Consider the following 14,358-nt stretch of genomic DNA (forward strand, 5'->3'; position numbering starts at 1 on the left):
TTCGAGGTGGAAGTGCAGCAATGCATGCAGCTGACGAATACTAATCGGTCGAGGGCTTATCCTACGAACATCTGCTCGGATGTTCAACTTCGGACAACAATCAGCTAATGAAAACCTTCGCAAAGGTTCGTATCCAGTTTTCAAGGCGCAAGCTTTGTACCAAGTTCCTGAATAACACTGTTCCCTGATAGCTCAGTTGGTAGAGCACTCGACTGTTAATCGAGTTGTCACAGGTTCGAGTCCTGTTCGGGGAGCCATTCATCTGGAGAGCTGTCCGAGTGGTCGAAGGAGCACGATTGGAAATCGTGTAGGCGCTAACCGCGTCTCGAGAGTTCGAATCTCTCGCTCTCCGCCAGATTAGGCCCGTTGGTCAAGTGGTTAAGACACCTCCCTTTCACGGAGGTAACAGGGGTTCGAGTCCCCTACGGGTCACCAAATTCTTCAAAAATTCTTCAAAAAAAGACTTGCATTGACACAAGTAAATGAGTTATAGTATTACTTGTCGCTTAACACGGAGGCTTAGCTCAGCTGGGAGAGCATCTGCCTTACAAGCAGAGGGTCGGCGGTTCGATCCCGTCAGCCTCCACCATTTAACTTCATAAGAAGTACCTTTTAATGACGCGGGGTGGAGCAGCTCGGTAGCTCGTCGGGCTCATAACCCGAAGGCCGCAGGTTCAAATCCTGCCCCCGCAACCAAAACAATTCGGTAGTACATACCGAGCATTTAATAACGCGGAGCCGTGGTGTAGTGGCCCAACATGCCTGCCTGTCACGCAGGAGACCGCGGGTTCGAATCCCGTCGGCTCCGCCATTTCTTCAAAGTTCGGCTCGGTAGCTCAGTCGGTAGAGCAGAGGACTGAAAATCCTCGTGTCGGCGGTTCGATTCCGTCCCGAGCCACCATTTTTCAAACTGTAAGTTCATATGCCGGTGTAGCTCAGTTGGTAGAGCAACTGACTTGTAATCAGTAGGTCGTGGGTTCGACTCCTATCGCCGGCACCATCATGGAGGATTAGTGAAGTGGCTAAACACGGCAGACTGTAAATCTGCTCTCTCCGAGTTCGGTGGTTCGAATCCATCATCCTCCACCACTTTTTTATCTTAGGGGCATAGTTTAAGGGTAGAACAACGGTCTCCAAAACCGTTGGTGTGGGTTCAATTCCTGCTGCCCCTGCCAATTGAATAGTTGTATGGCGGTCGTGGCGAAGTGGTTAACGCACCGGTTTGTGGATCCGGCATTCGTGGGTTCAATTCCCATCGGTCGCCCCATATCAACTACAAAGAACACTTATGCGTTGGGGATTAGCCAAGCGGTAAGGCAACGGACTTTGACTCCGTCATCCCTAGGTTCGAATCCTAGATCCCCAGCCATTTTACGCGGAAGTGGCTCAGCGGTAGAGCATCGCCTTGCCAAGGCGAGGGTCGCGGGTTCGATTCCCGTCTTCCGCTCCATCTTTTATGGCGCCATAGCCAAGTGGTAAGGCAGAGCTCTGCAAAAGCTTTACCCCCAGTTCGAGTCTGGGTGGCGCCTCCACAATTTTTCAAAATTTAATAATTTGCGCCCTTAGCTCAGCTGGATAGAGCGTTTGACTACGAATCAAAAGGTCAGGAGTTCGAATCTCTTAGGGCGCGCCATCAATTTGCCGGCGTGGCGGAATGGCAGACGCGCGCGACTCAAAATCGTGAGGGAAACCGTGGAGGTTCGAGTCCTCTCGCCGGCACCATATTGAATAAGACAACCTGTAGGATCAATGATCTTACAGGTTTTTTGTTGTTCGTGTGGCGTCATAACAATAACGGACTGCCTATTGTTATTGAAAAGAACGGTTAGCAGCTAAAGAAAAGGTCTGTACTGGATAGCTCAGGATGGGTCTTGTTTGTCTTTCAGCCTTAAGGTCGGCGTGTTCCCCGCCTGAGGTCCAGTAACAAAAACCGTCGCGAGTCCGTTTTGGAAAAAGCTAAAACAACCTAGAATAAGGACATAAGCAAGAAACGAAACAAATGAATGAAGCAAGGCGTAAAGAGAAGTAACAGCATTTAAACAATGAGAGGCGGTGACACAAACAATGAACGGAAAATCTGCATTGGGTGCAATTCTAGTCGTGATTGGTGCATTGATGGTCATGAAGTTTATAGGTATCAATCTTGGATGGATTATCGGTCTGCTCATGCCATTCATCTTGATCGGTCTTGGCGTGGTAGGTATTCGTAATAACAGCAAAATCATCGGCGGTATTCTTATCGTAGTCGGAGCTATTATGCTGATCGGCAAATTAGCAGGACTGTTCGCGCTGCTGCTCGCAGTCGGACTTATCGTATGGGGCGTCTCCTTATTTAAGAATCGCAGAAAAAGTATCTAACGGATGAACTACAACGATTAATTTATAGCAGTGGACGAAGGAGGCAAGAACGATGAGTATCATGCGGAGAGTGCGGGATATGACGGTTGCGACGCTGAATGAGCGTCTGGAGAAAGCGGAAGATCCCGTAAAGCTGATCGATCAGTTTCTCTGGTCGACAAGGGAAGAGATTATCGGGGCAGAGAAGCTTTATCAGCAATGCGCCGGTCATAATAATCATTTGAAAATGCAGTGGCTGCAAGCCGAGCAGTTGAAAGAAAAGCGGGAGCAGCAAGCTATTATTGCGCTGAAAGCCGGCGAGGAGCAAGTTGCTCGCATTGCGTTAATGGAGAAAGCGTCCAGCGAGGAACGTGCGATGCAGTATCGTGAGCTCTATAATCAATCGCTGCAAGGCACGAGAGAATTGGAAGAACAGCTGCGCGAGCTGCGCAGCGAGTATCAAACGGTGTATGAGAAGCGCGAGTATTTTGCCGCACGGATGGAATCGCTTCGCTTACAGCAGCGCATGAATGAGCGTTATACAGGCAGCAGCACATACGGTTCGGCGGGACAACAGCCGAGCGGGATGTTCCGCAAGCTGGAAGACCGGATTTCTGATATGGAGCTGGAAGCTCGCAGCCTTCGTGATCTTCGCAAAGCAGGGCAAGAGTTTATTACCGAAGCGGGACATACGCTGCAGAACGTGATTGAACGTGAGATGGAGCAATTGAAACGCAAATTACAACAGGAAGGATGGAAGCCGTAATGAAGAAACTGTATCGTTCGCGCCGCGACAAGAAGCTCTTTGGCTTATGCGGCGGTCTAGCCGAAATGCTGAATGTTGATGCGACGCTGCTTCGGATTCTTCTGATTGTGGTGACCGTCTTTACAAGTGGCGCATTAATACTTGTCTATATTCTGGCTGGATTAGTTGTTCCGAAAGATCCGTACCATTATGGCGGATATGGACCGGGCGGTTATAATGGCGGCGGTAATTGGAATAACGGTCCGCAAGGCAGCAATTTCACGGGTCAGGATCAAGGTTTTGGTTATAAAAGCTCGTACAACAACCCGCCTCAGCCACCAACCTCGGGCGGAGCGAATTGGCAGTCGCCGCCGGCGCAGTCGGCTTCTAATATAGATGCCATGATGGAAGATTTGGAGAAACGTGCATTGCGCAAAGAAATTGAAGAGCTTCGTGCTAAATTAGCGAAACATGAGAAGGGAGAGTTTTAACATGAGTATTTTCAAAAGAATGAAAGATATGACGAAGGCATCGATGCATGAGCTGCTTGATAAAATGGAAGATCCGGTTGTGATGCTCAATCAGTACTTACGCGATATGGAGGCTGAGATCCATACGGCTGAGCTTACAGTAGCGAAACAAATGGCAAGTGAGCGCCGCATGAAGCAGCGCCTGGATGAAGCGGTTCGCAGCGGTGCAGACCGTGAAGCGAAAGCAGAGACTGCACTTCGTGCAGGTCAAGAGGAATTGGCACGCAAGCTGCTTGAGGAGAAAATCTTTTTCGATCAGAAAACAGCGGAATATACTGAGATGCATGCAAGCGCCAAAACACAAGCGGATGATCTCATGGCACAGCTGCACAGCATGAAAGATGAATACTACCAGCTTCGCAACAAACGCAATGAGCTGGCTGCCCGTGCCCAAATGGCGAAGGCGAAGAAACAAATGGCGCAAGTTTCTTCTGTACACTCCATTGAGAGCGGCCACGCATCGCGCGGTTTCAGCCGAATGGAAGAGAAAATTATGCAATTGGAAGCTGAAGCTGATGTCATGCGCGTTCCTTACGGCACTTACAATGCACCAGCGGCTGCTGCAAGCTCTGTAGACCCTGCTAAGCAGCTTCAAATCGAAGAGCAGCTGCAAGCGCTCAAGAGCAAGCTAAACCCGCCTTCCGACGAGTAAAGAGAAACGAAAGCATTCACAATAACCGTAAAAGCTACAAACAAACCACACATGGTCGATGCGCTATTCAGGCATCGACCACTGGCTTGTCTGCGGTTATACATAGATGAGGGGGTACCGCAGTGAAGGAAGAAGCATCTTCGCCGAGATCGGAGGCTGAGAAGGAACGGTCTTCAAGGTCGATGACAGCGCCGGCAGCACAAGCCAACATGTTTCCGGTGTATCGAAATGAAGGACGGCCTTCAGCCATGCAAACGGAGAAGCGAAGGAATGCAGCAGAGACCGTATTGTGGATACTCGTTATTCTCGGCTTAATTGTACTGGTTCTGCAAGGAACCGGTTATGTGAAGCTGTTTGCCCTGCAAAGTAAAGCAGCGCTGATCGGACTGACGGTCATTGCCCTCTCACTGGTGTTGGCTGCCGCGTACAGTTACTTGCAAAGCGTAAAGCTTCGAGAGGCGATGAAACGGCTCACGGAGCAGCAGCGCCGCAAACGTCAGCGTGTGACATTGCCTGACCAAGAAGGGCAGGCGCAGGCGCCTGAATCCTTCTCGGAAGAGGATGAAGCCTGGACGGAGCAGGTTCGGTTCTCGGCTGTCATTGAGGAGCGGCAGCGTCTTGCTCGCGAGCTCCATGATGCGGTAAGCCAGCAGCTCTTCGCCATCTCCATGACGGCAACCGCGGTCAGCCGGACGATGGAGAAGGACTGGGAGCGTGCTAAACGTCAGGTACAGCTTATCGAGGAGATGGCATCTGTTGCGCAATCGGAAATGCGTGCCTTGCTGCTTCATTTGCGGCCGATTCATTTGGACGGTAAAAACCTGGGACAAGCTCTGCACAGCTTAATAGATGAGCTGAAGCAGAAGGTGCCGATGGTGATTACGCTGGAGGCGGATCCAACGATTAAGCTGGATACGGAAGCGGAAGACCATTTGTTCCGTATCGCGCAGGAGGCGCTATCCAATACACTCCGTCACTCCAAGGCAGAGCATCTCAATATCTATTTGCAGCATGCGGGAGCTTACGTTCGGCTGACGCTGCAGGATGATGGAACCGGCTTTAACTTGGAGGAGAAGAAGCAGACCTCCTATGGATTATTAACGATGGAGGAACGCGTCAATGTGCTCGGCGGCTCGTTAAAATTAATAACTTCACCGGGAAATGGCGTATTAATAGACATATGGGTGCCTGCGGCTGGGCATGATGGAGGAGGAATATCACCGAATGGAAGCGATCGAACGAATGGACAGCATCGAACAACCTATTAAAGTATTGCTCGTGGACGATCATGAGATGGTTCGCATCGGACTTGCGGCTGTACTGAATACAGAGGACGGCATTGAGGTCGTAGGGGAAGCAAGCAATGGGATGGAAGGGATCCGCCTGGCGCAAGCGTATCGGCCAGATGTCGTATTGATGGATTTAGTTATGGAAGGCATGGACGGCGTCGAAACGACCCGCAAGCTTCTGGAGCTCTATCCAGACTGCAAAGTAATCGTGCTCACCAGCTACTTAGATGATGGTAAAATGTATCCGGTAATCGAAGCAGGTGCGTTCAGCTATTTGCTCAAAACTTCCCGTGCGAATGAAATTGCAGATGCGATACGCGCTGCAGCAAGAGGGCAATCCGTGCTGGAATCACAGGTTGCTATGAAGATGATGAACCGATTCCGTCAGCCCAAGGCAGAAGCTGTGCGTCCGCTTCATGAGCAGCTGACAGACCGGGAGATGGATGTGCTGAAATGCGTGGCGAAAGGGTTATCGAACCAAGAAATTGCCGAGGAACTGTTCATCGGGATTAAGACGGTGAAGTTCCACGTCACGAATATTTTTGCAAAGCTTGGCGTGGATGATCGGACGCAGGCGGCTATATATGCGCACAAGCATGGTTTGGCGGAGTAGCACTTATGGTTAAAGGCCGTTTCCTGGATTTCAGGGAACGGCCTTTTTGGCGCGGCTGCAGGTGATGTCATAACGTTCTCCATTTCTTACGGAAGGCGAAGGGAGTCAGACCTTCCCGCGCTTTAAAGAGGTTAATAAAATGGCTGACATTGTCGATGCCGATTTCATCCGAGATTGCTGCGATGGATTGCGTGGTATATTGGAGCAGCTCTTTGGCCTTCACAATACGGAGATAGATAAGGTAGTCATTAGGGGACATCCCGATATGCTTCTTGAACTCACGAGTGAAATGGTATTTGCTCACGGCAAGTGACCTTGCTAAGTGATCCATTCGAAGTCGCTCTGAGTAGCGGCGCTCCATCTCCCGTACGGCATCGGCTATATAGGGCGGGATGGTACCGGAATCGGAATTCCTGACATGAGCGGACAGAATCAGCTCGGTTGCTATTTCAGTCAGAAGCTTGGCGGCTAGAAGCTCTGTATGTACGGTTTTATTCTCGTGAATATGGATTAGGGCTCGGATTTGCTCGAGAAGAGGTGATTGCGGTTGTAGTTGCAGGCGTGGATCACCTTGCTGTGCATACAGCTCGTAATAATGCTTACTTGCACCGCCATAGAAATGAACCCAGGCGAATTCCCAATGGTCCTGCTCGGCCGTTCGATAATGCTGATGTCCCATGCAGTCGATGAAGAATAGCGAGTCGGCCGTTAAACTGTAAGTTTGCCCGCCATATTCGAGTCGTCCCTCTCCGGAGACGGTGTAAACAAGCAGATAGGAAGGCAGATGCTGACGTTCTGTAAAATAAGGCGGATGCGTCCAGAAATAGCCGGCTTCCTGCACATACATAAGCGTTGAACGGGCTGCGACGCTTGGAGAAGTAATAAGACGCACGGAATCCGGTGTCCAGCTATGCGAGGCATTCTCCGTATATTGTGGCAAATGCAACTTCCCCCTTCAAAGGCGATTGTCCTTATTATCTGATGCTTCAGAGCAGTTAGCAATATTCTGTTATTTTGAAGCAATATCGCGCGATGTTAGTTTAAATCATAGCGATTACAATGAAGGTATAAATCTATTATTTATATCGGGGAGGAACGACGATGTCACTGCTCACGCCTATCAAGCCGGCAAGAAAGCCTCGCATCGGCTTGTACTCGATTGGTCTGGAAGCTTACTGGCCGCAGTTTCCCGGACTTCGCGAGCGGCTCATGGAGTATGGATGTCATTTGGAGAACAAGATGTCTCCGTATGGCGAGATTTATAATTTCGGACTAGTCGATTCGGAGGGCAGGGGGCGGCAAGCGGGAGAATGGTTCAATGAGAAGAACGTTGATCTTGTTTTCTGCCATGTGGCTACTTACTCTACGAGTTCGACGGTGCTGCCGGTACATCAATTCTGCAGCAAGCCTGTAATCGTCTTGAATTTGCAGCCGACCGCGCGAATCAATTATGCGAAGTCGACGACAGGTGAATGGCTCGCGCACTGCGTGGCTTGTCCGGTTCCTGAGATATCGAATGCTTTTAATCGTGCGGGTATCCGTTTTCGCGTTATTAATGGTTTGCTGGGGCTCGATTATACACCGGCAATTTCATTGACGGATGAGGTGACAGTTGACCGTCCAGAGGCTGTAAGGGCAATGAGGGAAATTGAAGAGTGGATTAAAGCGGCTGGTGTTGTTCGGACACTGCGTCATGCACGCTTTGGTTTCCTCGGCAATACGTACAGCGGGATGCTCGACATGTACAGTGATTTCGCGATGCTTCAAGCTCAGCTTGGGCTGCATGTGGAAGTGCTGGAGATGTGCGATCTCGACCGGTTTGTGAAGGAAGTGACGCAGGAGGAGATCGAAGCAAAGCTCGAAGAAGTGGTTGAAATGTTCGAGATAAGCGGGGACTCCCCTTCCGATCCGATTGCCAAGAAACCAACGCAGGAACAGCTCGAATGGTCGGCGAAGGTGGCGGTTGCGCAGGAGAAGCTGGTACGTGCCTATGATCTGGATGCGCTCACGTATTACTATCATGGCCAGGACGGAAATGAATACGAGAAGCTGCAGGCTGGTTTTATAGTTGGCCACTCTCTGTTAACGGCACGAGGCATCCCATGCTCAGGCGAAGGGGATATGAAAACGGCTGTCGGGATGAAAATATGCGACATTCTGGGGACAGGCGGAAGCTTCTCTGAGATTGTCGTAGTCGATTATGAAGATGAAACGATTTTGCTCGGACATGATGGGCCGTTCCATATTGCGATCGCAAGCGAGAAGCCGATATTGCGGGGGATGGGCTTGTATCATGGGAAGAGGGGGACAGGGGTTTCCGTTGAAGCGAAGGTGAAGCGGGGCTCCATTACAACACTGAATGTGACTCAGACCGGAGACGGGAAGCTTGCGATGATTGCGAGTGAAGGTCAGGCAACGAATGGGGAAATCATGCAAATCGGCAATACACAGACGCATGTAAAATTTGACCTTCATCCGGATGACTATATGGAGAAATGGTTTGCCGAAGCGCCGACACATCATTGCGCCATTGCGGTTGGGAATCAGGCGGCTCAGTTCAAGAAAGTAGCGGAGCTGCTGCAGCTTCGTCATGTGACATTGTGCAAAAACAATTAGGGGAGTGAGCGGCAATGCAACGGGTTTCTTTTGTTCTGCAAATTGATGAGCGCAATCGCGAGGCGTATATAGAACGGCATCGGAACGTCGATCCGGAGCTGCTGCAGGCTTTCGGAGAGGTTGGCATACGAACTTATAGTATTTTTATCGATGGCGTTAAGCTGTTTGCATATATGGAGGTAGAAGATTTCGAGCAGGCGATGCAGACGCTGAGCACTCATCCGGCGAACGTTCGATGGCAGCAGTTTATGGCGGATTTGTTGATCAAGAATGAGGATGGAAATATTGTGCGGGAGATAGAAGAGGTGTTTCATTATTCGGGGGACGTAGGGTAGAGCAGGAGTCGTCGTGGGCGAGGGGAAGAGCAAGAGCAAGAGCAAGAGCAAGAGCAAGAGCAAGAGCAAGAGCAAGAGCAAGAGCAGGAGCAAGAGCAAGAGCAAGAGCAAGGGCAAGAGCAAGAGCGGCTGTTCCGAGAGTCAGGTTGACTTTCGGAGCAGCTTGTTTGTTAGAGGAGCGTGAGCAGATGATTATAGATGGCCGGGATATCGTTAATATCGTAGTGTGGGACATGAGTGGATGTGCGTGTGTTGGTCTGAGGCCAGACTGCTGTCATGGCGGGATTCGTCAGTGTAAGCAAAGACTCGTCATCCGGTGAGCGGAGAAGGATCAGCTTGGGATAATGTTCCTGCTTAAATCCTTCGACAAGCACAATATCGACATGCTGCATATGGGTAAGCAGGGCGGAAAGCGACTCAGGGCGTGCGCTGATGATGGCGCTGCGGGAAGAAGAGCTGATCGCTGTGATGTCGGCGCCGGCTTCTTGATGCCGCCATGTATCCGTTCCCGGTGTATCCATCGTGAAGTCGTGGGCGTCATGCTTCGCGGTGCCTACTGTATAGCCTGCTTGTTTTAAAAGCTTCGTGAGTGCGGTGAGCATGGTGGTTTTGCCGCTGTTTTTGTAGCCGACAATTTGGAGGACGAATGGGGCAGAACGGCTAAGCGTATCGGAATGAGAGGTCATGAGAGTTGCTCCTTGTTTCGGATTGGAGATCCAGAGACGTGTATAAGTTGATTCGAGTATAGCATAAGCGTATCGCGAATTTGCCACATTCTGATACAATGGTGGGATAAGAGATAGTAAATGCAGTTGAGAGCGATCGAGACAGAATAGGACAAATCAATTGCTAAAGATAAACAAGACAGTTATAGAGAGATTGAGTGGAGGAGAAGCATACGTGAAGCAGCCGCAGGGAGAGGCGCGTTATCGTAGACGCGCGGTCAAAGTGGAGGAAGCAATGCGGCTCGTGCTTGAAGCGGCTGTATCGGGGCGGCGAGAGCTTGTGCCGCTGCGGCAAGCCGCGGGTCGGCGGCTCGCGGAGGCGATTACGGCGACGACGGACTGGCCGCCTTTTGCGCGATCCGGACTGGATGGCTTCGCCGTCCGCAGCGCGGATACGACGCTGGCGTCGCCGAGTACACCGGCGACGCTGCGCGTTGTCAGTTCAGTTGCCGCTGGCGAGCTCGCCTCGGCGGCTGTTGCACCGGGGACGGCCGTCCGCATTATGACGGGCGGACCGGTGCCCTTGGGGGCGGATGCCGTCGTCATGCTGGAGCAGACGGCGGACGCCAGGGTTGACGGGCTGCCGGCGGTGCACGTGAAACGCGCCGCCGAGCCCGGGCAGAACATCGCGCCCCGCGGCGAGGAATTTCGCTGCGGCAGCGTTATTGCGGAGCCCGGCACGCGGCTGCGGCCGGGCCACGTCGCTTTGCTCGGCACGTTTGGCTGCGCCGACGTGCCGGTGTATGCGCGCCCGCGCGTCGCGGTGCTGGCAACCGGCGCGGAGCTGCTGCCGGTTGAGGCGGAGCTCGCGCCGGGCTGCATCCGCGACAGCAACAGCGCGATGGTCGCCGCATTGGTGGAACAATGCGGCGGCGAAGCGCTGGTGCTGCGTCGCGTGCCAGACGAGCAGGAAGCTACGGCTCGCGCGATTTCAGAAGCGCTGGCGCAGAGTGACCTCATCATCACAACCGGCGGCGTGTCGGTTGGGGATTATGATGTCATCGCGAGCTTGCTTCGCGGTTTAGAGCGAAGCGACGGCGCGGCCGAAGCGCCAGCGTTTCCAGCTGTGGATTCGCCTGCCCCTAACGAAGCCACGCTTCCACAGGCCTCGCGGCTGCTGTTCAACAAAGTGGCCATGCGGCCCGGCAGTCCGACCTCGGCAGCCGTCATGGAGGGCAAGCTGCTGCTTGCGCTGTCGGGCAATCCCGGAGCGTGCTTCGTCGGCTTTGAGCTGTTCGCCAAGCCGGCGATACAGCGCCTGCAGGGAGCCAGCGTTAATGAATCGCTGCCGAAGCAGGTGACGGCCAAGCTTTCGTCCCCTTTTGACAAGGGCAGCCCGCACGAGCGCTTCGTGCGCACGCGGCTATTCTCCCGCGATGGGATGCTCTTCGCCGATCCGCTCGCCTTCGGCAAATCGAGCATGATGGCCTCCATCCCGGATGCCGACGGACTCATTCGTCTGAAGGCGAGTCCGGAAGGAGCAGCGGCCGATACCATCGTCGACATTATCGTACTATAGGCATGCGACTCGATCGCCTTTTTCTCATCCTCAACTAACAAACAAAACCCGCCATCTTGAAGCCGCGACATCAAAGTCGGCTCCAACCGGCGGGTTTACTATTTTACATAAAAGAGTTCACGTACAGTCCGCCAAGCGGCAGCTGCAGGTACGACTTCGATGAAGCACCGTACAGCGTAAAAGACTGAAACCCGCCGGCCTTCGAACTAATCAATGCTTCGGTCGGCAGTCCCGTAAATCGATCAAGCGCTTCTTTCAATCGTGAGGTCAGGCTGCTTCTGCCCGATAGAAGCCGTTTCACTTCATCAGGCCTCGTTTGCATTGCAGTCTCGAACTTCTCCTTATCCAACTTGAAGCGGCCATCCGCAGTACGAGATAAACCGATAACGTCAGCGCCGGAGCTCTGAACAGCGTCTTCGATCCGGTTCCGAAGCATCGGGTTTAAGTAGCCTGAAGCATCCTCATAGATGGTTTGAAGTGTATTGACCTCATCGACAATGCCGCCGAGCTGCTTTGCAACCGCTTCTACGTCATGCTCCACCATGATTGTGAAATCTGCCGGGGCATCCAGCTTCGCGAGCGACACGGTTACTTTACCTTGTTGCAGGGAAATGTCATTCGACGACGAATCAATGTAAGATTCACCATTTACCCGATACCTCGCGTCTGTTGCATTCACAGCAATACGTCCAATCCCACTGGCCGCAATTAGATTTCCATGCTGATCTTTAATCTCAAAAGAAGACTTCTTGCCGGTGTGATTCGAGGCGAGCTCGAGTTTCACGGTACCGGTTGTCCGATCCTCCCTTACGAAAGCGGTCAAGCCAAGCTTGGCACTGTTTATGGTATCGCGAAGCTTGCCGAGCGCGTTGTCATTCGTTTCTCCGGGCTTAATGAAAGTAGTGTAAGTTTTCGCTTCGTTCCCTGCTTGGATGGTGAATGTATGTGGGCCTGCACCCATGATGGAAGGGGCATTCTTGGTCAAGTCGAAGCTTATGTTCTTCTGAGACCGCGCCACAGAATCAACTTGAAAGTCATATAAGATGCGTTCTGCGCCGAAAGCCGCAAGTCCCGTCACTTTACCGTTATCCACGCTGTCCGATACCGCCACAATTCGATTGCCAAAAGCAGTCTTATCCTTCATCATCATGTCCGTGACAGCCGCTTTGAGTTTGTTTCCTTGAGCCAGCCATGCAGCTGAGCTTCCTGCGGCAGCCTTCAACGTATCTTGGGCTTGTCTTGGCAAACCGAAGCTGCCAATCGATCCGAGCAAATTCCCAGAACCGGCAGGAGCCTTCTGTTGTTGACGTGTGAAGGGCCATGAATTGAAATTCGGATACAGCGCATACCGTTCCACAGGAATGATGGGCTCTTGCGTCCTGCGCACGGTTCCGAATACAGCGGGTATAGCATACGGCATAACCATATCAATGCCCTCCGATCATGTCATCTCTACTACTATTATTTTAAATAAATATTTCCAGTTTGTCGATGAGCGTTAACTGTCTTCACTAAAGTTATTTTCGCTCCTATCGGCCAAGCTGTCGGCAGACAAAAAGCCCTTACCTCGCAGCATACACCACACCAGGCTTCGGGCTTTGAGGGCCATCGTTATAGGAGGAGAAAAAGGAAAGCAAGGGACGCCAGATCAATGGCAAATGCTTCTCCGAATGGCGAATAGCCATAACCATAGCCATAGTAGGGATCACCATAATACGGATCATACGGATAGTAAGCCTGCGTTTGCGCAGCTTCCTTCGGCTTAGCTTCCGTCACCGCTTTTTTGCTGCCTTTCTTGCTTTTCACCTTCGAATTCGTCACTTTGCCCTGTTGAGGCGGTTGTGCTTGCGAGCTGACATGCTTTAGAGCGCCTGCTTGTTCATTGAACATCAGCTTGCCGCCATGACACCGACTAAGAATGCCGACATGTCGCTGACCATCTTGTGTAACGGCACAAACGGCCATGCCGCAAAAGTTCTTAATATGATCCTCATGGAGCGGGTAAATTTGATCCATTTTTATTTGATACCTCCCCCTGGGTTCTTGGATACAGTCTATTCACCTACAGGCATAAGCGTATGGTTATTTACCTAACGAGGAGTGAAATGATATGGTCGTTTCCCGTTCCGAGGACAATATCGTCCCAAGCTTGCGACGCCCCAAGCGCACCCCGAAGTGGGGCGTTCTGACCGCCCTGTTCGTTATGCTGGCTGCCGGGCTGTGGGGCGCGTATTATGCCAATGACAATGAGGCTTCAACCGCTGCACGTGAGCGGCTCCGGCATGATTTTGAGCAAGTTTGGGCGTGGAGCGGCAGTGAATTCGAAGGAGGAGCGGAGCAGGCACACTGGACGTTCCGCTGGGACAGTTCTTCCGATCGGAAAGGAGCAGAGCGTTTGGCGGCTTCGCTCGGCTTTCATTTGGCAGCGAGCTTGGATGGGAATGAACCTGTCGATGTCATGTCATCTAATGAAGCGGGACATATGAAGCTATGGATTCATACCAAACCCGGCATAGACGAACCGTCCGCGGATAAGCCGTATGAGCTTGTCCTGCTGCTGGATGCGGCCGTGGGGACGAGTCGGACTTCAATGGATGAGATGATCGGCAATGTGGAGCAGTCGGCGGAGGGGCTTGATATTCAAGGGGGATTTACGGTTCGCGGAATACCGATCCGTGAAGGTGGTGCAGCGCGAATTGCAGCAACAGCGGCAGCCAAGGAGATGGAGTCGTATAACGACGGACATACGGAAAGCATCACGTATTATAGTGAAGCGTTACAAAGCAGCGTACGAAGCGGCTCCGCGAAAGTGAATCTACAGTTGGCCGAATCATCTGCAACAGCAGGGGAAGACGGGGAATTAATCGTCGGAGTGCCTTTAATTACTGGAGATTATTCATTGCCGAATAACTAGAAGTTTGAAAACCGATTCGTTTTTTTTATGATGGCATGAATAGCATCTATGGCCTCAATATGCTAAACTACATAACATGATCT

At 51.9% G+C, this 14,358-nt stretch carries 15 protein-coding genes and 16 tRNA genes; 27 read left to right on the top strand and 4 right to left on the bottom strand.

Annotated features, from left to right (window positions below; genetic code table 11):
* Positions 1–181 precede the first annotated feature (181 nt).
* From AC0YN4_RS08325 to AC0YN4_RS08430, 22 genes are all read left to right on the top strand, one after another.
* Positions 182–257, top strand: a tRNA-Asn gene (locus tag AC0YN4_RS08325).
* Between the two features lie 7 nt (positions 258–264).
* Positions 265–355: transfer RNA gene (locus AC0YN4_RS08330), tRNA-Ser, on the top strand.
* A gap of 5 nt (positions 356–360) precedes the next feature.
* Positions 361–435: transfer RNA gene (locus AC0YN4_RS08335), tRNA-Glu, on the top strand.
* Positions 436–513: 78 nt separating this feature from the next.
* Positions 514–589, top strand: a tRNA-Val gene (locus tag AC0YN4_RS08340).
* 30 nt (positions 590–619) lie between these two features.
* Positions 620–696, top strand: a tRNA-Met gene (locus AC0YN4_RS08345).
* 38 nt (positions 697–734) lie between these two features.
* Positions 735–811: transfer RNA gene (locus AC0YN4_RS08350), tRNA-Asp, on the top strand.
* A 14-nt stretch (positions 812–825) separates the two neighbouring features.
* A tRNA-Phe gene (locus AC0YN4_RS08355) sits at positions 826–901 on the top strand.
* Positions 902–924: 23 nt separating this feature from the next.
* A tRNA-Thr gene (locus AC0YN4_RS08360) sits at positions 925–1,000 on the top strand.
* Positions 1,001–1,004: 4 nt separating this feature from the next.
* A tRNA-Tyr gene (locus AC0YN4_RS08365) sits at positions 1,005–1,089 on the top strand.
* 12 nt (positions 1,090–1,101) lie between these two features.
* Positions 1,102–1,175 (top strand) — tRNA-Trp (locus tag AC0YN4_RS08370).
* A 16-nt stretch (positions 1,176–1,191) separates the two neighbouring features.
* Positions 1,192–1,267, top strand: a tRNA-His gene (locus AC0YN4_RS08375).
* A 27-nt stretch (positions 1,268–1,294) separates the two neighbouring features.
* Positions 1,295–1,369, top strand: a tRNA-Gln gene (locus AC0YN4_RS08380).
* A 6-nt stretch (positions 1,370–1,375) separates the two neighbouring features.
* Positions 1,376–1,450 (top strand) — tRNA-Gly (locus AC0YN4_RS08385).
* A gap of 8 nt (positions 1,451–1,458) precedes the next feature.
* Positions 1,459–1,532, top strand: a tRNA-Cys gene (locus AC0YN4_RS08390).
* A 24-nt stretch (positions 1,533–1,556) separates the two neighbouring features.
* Positions 1,557–1,633: transfer RNA gene (locus tag AC0YN4_RS08395), tRNA-Arg, on the top strand.
* A gap of 7 nt (positions 1,634–1,640) precedes the next feature.
* Positions 1,641–1,722, top strand: a tRNA-Leu gene (locus tag AC0YN4_RS08400).
* A 342-nt stretch (positions 1,723–2,064) separates the two neighbouring features.
* Positions 2,065–2,358 (top strand): LiaF transmembrane domain-containing protein, encoded by a 294-nt coding sequence (locus AC0YN4_RS08405; protein ID WP_475781021.1) that lies wholly within the window; start codon positions 2,065–2,067, stop codon positions 2,356–2,358.
* Positions 2,359–2,410: 52 nt separating this feature from the next.
* Positions 2,411–3,103: a PspA/IM30 family protein gene (locus AC0YN4_RS08410; RefSeq protein ID WP_475835590.1), complete on the top strand. Its 693-nt coding sequence runs from the start codon at positions 2,411–2,413 to the stop codon at positions 3,101–3,103.
* Positions 3,103–3,573: a PspC domain-containing protein gene (locus AC0YN4_RS08415; protein WP_475781023.1), complete on the top strand. Its 471-nt coding sequence runs from the start codon at positions 3,103–3,105 to the stop codon at positions 3,571–3,573. The genes AC0YN4_RS08410 and AC0YN4_RS08415 overlap by 1 nt, the downstream gene beginning before the upstream one ends.
* Before the next feature lies 1 nt (position 3,574).
* A complete protein-coding gene (locus tag AC0YN4_RS08420) occupies positions 3,575–4,264 on the top strand; it encodes a PspA/IM30 family protein (protein WP_475835591.1) in 690 nt (229 codons plus the stop codon).
* Between the two features lie 122 nt (positions 4,265–4,386).
* Positions 4,387–5,532, top strand: a complete 1,146-nt coding sequence (locus AC0YN4_RS08425) for a sensor histidine kinase (RefSeq protein WP_475835592.1) — start codon at positions 4,387–4,389, stop codon at positions 5,530–5,532.
* Positions 5,489–6,166, top strand: a complete 678-nt coding sequence (locus AC0YN4_RS08430; RefSeq protein WP_475781026.1) for a response regulator — start codon at positions 5,489–5,491, stop codon at positions 6,164–6,166. The genes AC0YN4_RS08425 and AC0YN4_RS08430 overlap by 44 nt, the downstream gene beginning before the upstream one ends.
* A 67-nt stretch (positions 6,167–6,233) precedes the next feature.
* On the opposite strand, the gene AC0YN4_RS08435 is transcribed toward AC0YN4_RS08430, so the two are convergent.
* Entirely contained in the window at positions 6,234–7,106 is an 873-nt protein-coding gene (locus tag AC0YN4_RS08435; protein WP_475781027.1) for a helix-turn-helix domain-containing protein, read from the bottom strand.
* Positions 7,107–7,267: 161 nt separating this feature from the next.
* Between AC0YN4_RS08435 and AC0YN4_RS08440 the strand changes: the two genes are divergently transcribed.
* Genes AC0YN4_RS08440 through AC0YN4_RS08450 form a run of 3 tightly spaced genes read left to right on the top strand, consistent with a single transcriptional unit; the run spans position 7,268 to position 9,301 of the window.
* Complete coding sequence (locus AC0YN4_RS08440) at positions 7,268–8,782, top strand: L-arabinose isomerase family protein (protein ID WP_475781028.1); 1,515 nt, start codon at positions 7,268–7,270, stop codon at positions 8,780–8,782.
* A gap of 14 nt (positions 8,783–8,796) precedes the next feature.
* A complete protein-coding gene (locus AC0YN4_RS08445; protein WP_475835593.1) occupies positions 8,797–9,117 on the top strand; it encodes an L-rhamnose mutarotase in 321 nt (106 codons plus the stop codon).
* A 13-nt stretch (positions 9,118–9,130) separates the two neighbouring features.
* Positions 9,131–9,301: a hypothetical protein gene (locus AC0YN4_RS08450; protein ID WP_475835594.1), complete on the top strand. Its 171-nt coding sequence runs from the start codon at positions 9,131–9,133 to the stop codon at positions 9,299–9,301.
* Here the strand turns inward: AC0YN4_RS08450 and mobB are convergent.
* Positions 9,288–9,803: a molybdopterin-guanine dinucleotide biosynthesis protein B gene (mobB, locus tag AC0YN4_RS08455; protein ID WP_475835595.1), complete on the bottom strand. Its 516-nt coding sequence runs from the start codon at positions 9,801–9,803 to the stop codon at positions 9,288–9,290. The two genes, AC0YN4_RS08450 and mobB, sit on opposite strands and share 14 nt — an antisense overlap.
* 274 nt (positions 9,804–10,077) lie before the next feature.
* Between mobB and AC0YN4_RS08460 the strand changes: the two genes are divergently transcribed.
* Positions 10,078–11,361, top strand: a complete 1,284-nt coding sequence (locus AC0YN4_RS08460) for a molybdopterin molybdotransferase MoeA (RefSeq protein WP_475836086.1) — start codon at positions 10,078–10,080, stop codon at positions 11,359–11,361.
* 103 nt (positions 11,362–11,464) lie between these two features.
* Here AC0YN4_RS08460 and AC0YN4_RS08465 read toward each other — a convergent pair whose 3' ends face one another.
* Together AC0YN4_RS08465 and AC0YN4_RS08470 are read right to left on the bottom strand one after the other, a co-directional pair.
* A complete protein-coding gene (locus tag AC0YN4_RS08465) occupies positions 11,465–12,787 on the bottom strand; it encodes a hypothetical protein (protein WP_475835596.1) in 1,323 nt (440 codons plus the stop codon).
* A gap of 185 nt (positions 12,788–12,972) precedes the next feature.
* Entirely contained in the window at positions 12,973–13,377 is a 405-nt protein-coding gene (locus AC0YN4_RS08470) for a hypothetical protein (RefSeq protein ID WP_475781033.1), read from the bottom strand.
* 94 nt (positions 13,378–13,471) lie between these two features.
* Between AC0YN4_RS08470 and AC0YN4_RS08475 the strand changes: the two genes are divergently transcribed.
* Positions 13,472–14,275: a YwmB family TATA-box binding protein gene (locus tag AC0YN4_RS08475; RefSeq protein ID WP_475781034.1), complete on the top strand. Its 804-nt coding sequence runs from the start codon at positions 13,472–13,474 to the stop codon at positions 14,273–14,275.
* Positions 14,276–14,358 lie beyond the last annotated feature (83 nt).

The organism is Paenibacillus sp. J22R3 (assembly GCF_056269305.1).

Excerpts from the sequence above, each read along its gene's own strand:
- AC0YN4_RS08410 (WP_475835590.1), top strand. The coding sequence starts at position 2,411 with ATGAGTATCATGCGGAGAGTGCGGGATATGACGGTTGCGACGCTGAAT.
- AC0YN4_RS08415 (WP_475781023.1), top strand. The coding sequence starts at position 3,103 with ATGAAGAAACTGTATCGTTCGCGCCGCGACAAGAAGCTCTTTGGCTTA.
- AC0YN4_RS08475 (WP_475781034.1), top strand. The coding sequence starts at position 13,472 with ATGGTCGTTTCCCGTTCCGAGGACAATATCGTCCCAAGCTTGCGACGC.
- AC0YN4_RS08420 (WP_475835591.1), top strand. The coding sequence starts at position 3,575 with ATGAGTATTTTCAAAAGAATGAAAGATATGACGAAGGCATCGATGCAT.
- AC0YN4_RS08460 (WP_475836086.1), top strand. The coding sequence starts at position 10,078 with ATGCGGCTCGTGCTTGAAGCGGCTGTATCGGGGCGGCGAGAGCTTGTG.
- mobB (WP_475835595.1), bottom strand. The coding sequence starts at position 9,803 with ATGACCTCTCATTCCGATACGCTTAGCCGTTCTGCCCCATTCGTCCTC.
- AC0YN4_RS08440 (WP_475781028.1), top strand. The coding sequence starts at position 7,268 with ATGTCACTGCTCACGCCTATCAAGCCGGCAAGAAAGCCTCGCATCGGC.
- AC0YN4_RS08470 (WP_475781033.1), bottom strand. The coding sequence starts at position 13,377 with ATGGATCAAATTTACCCGCTCCATGAGGATCATATTAAGAACTTTTGC.
- AC0YN4_RS08465 (WP_475835596.1), bottom strand. The coding sequence starts at position 12,787 with ATGGTTATGCCGTATGCTATACCCGCTGTATTCGGAACCGTGCGCAGG.
- AC0YN4_RS08405 (WP_475781021.1), top strand. The coding sequence starts at position 2,065 with ATGAACGGAAAATCTGCATTGGGTGCAATTCTAGTCGTGATTGGTGCA.
- AC0YN4_RS08445 (WP_475835593.1), top strand. The coding sequence starts at position 8,797 with ATGCAACGGGTTTCTTTTGTTCTGCAAATTGATGAGCGCAATCGCGAG.
- AC0YN4_RS08430 (WP_475781026.1), top strand. The coding sequence starts at position 5,489 with ATGGAAGCGATCGAACGAATGGACAGCATCGAACAACCTATTAAAGTA.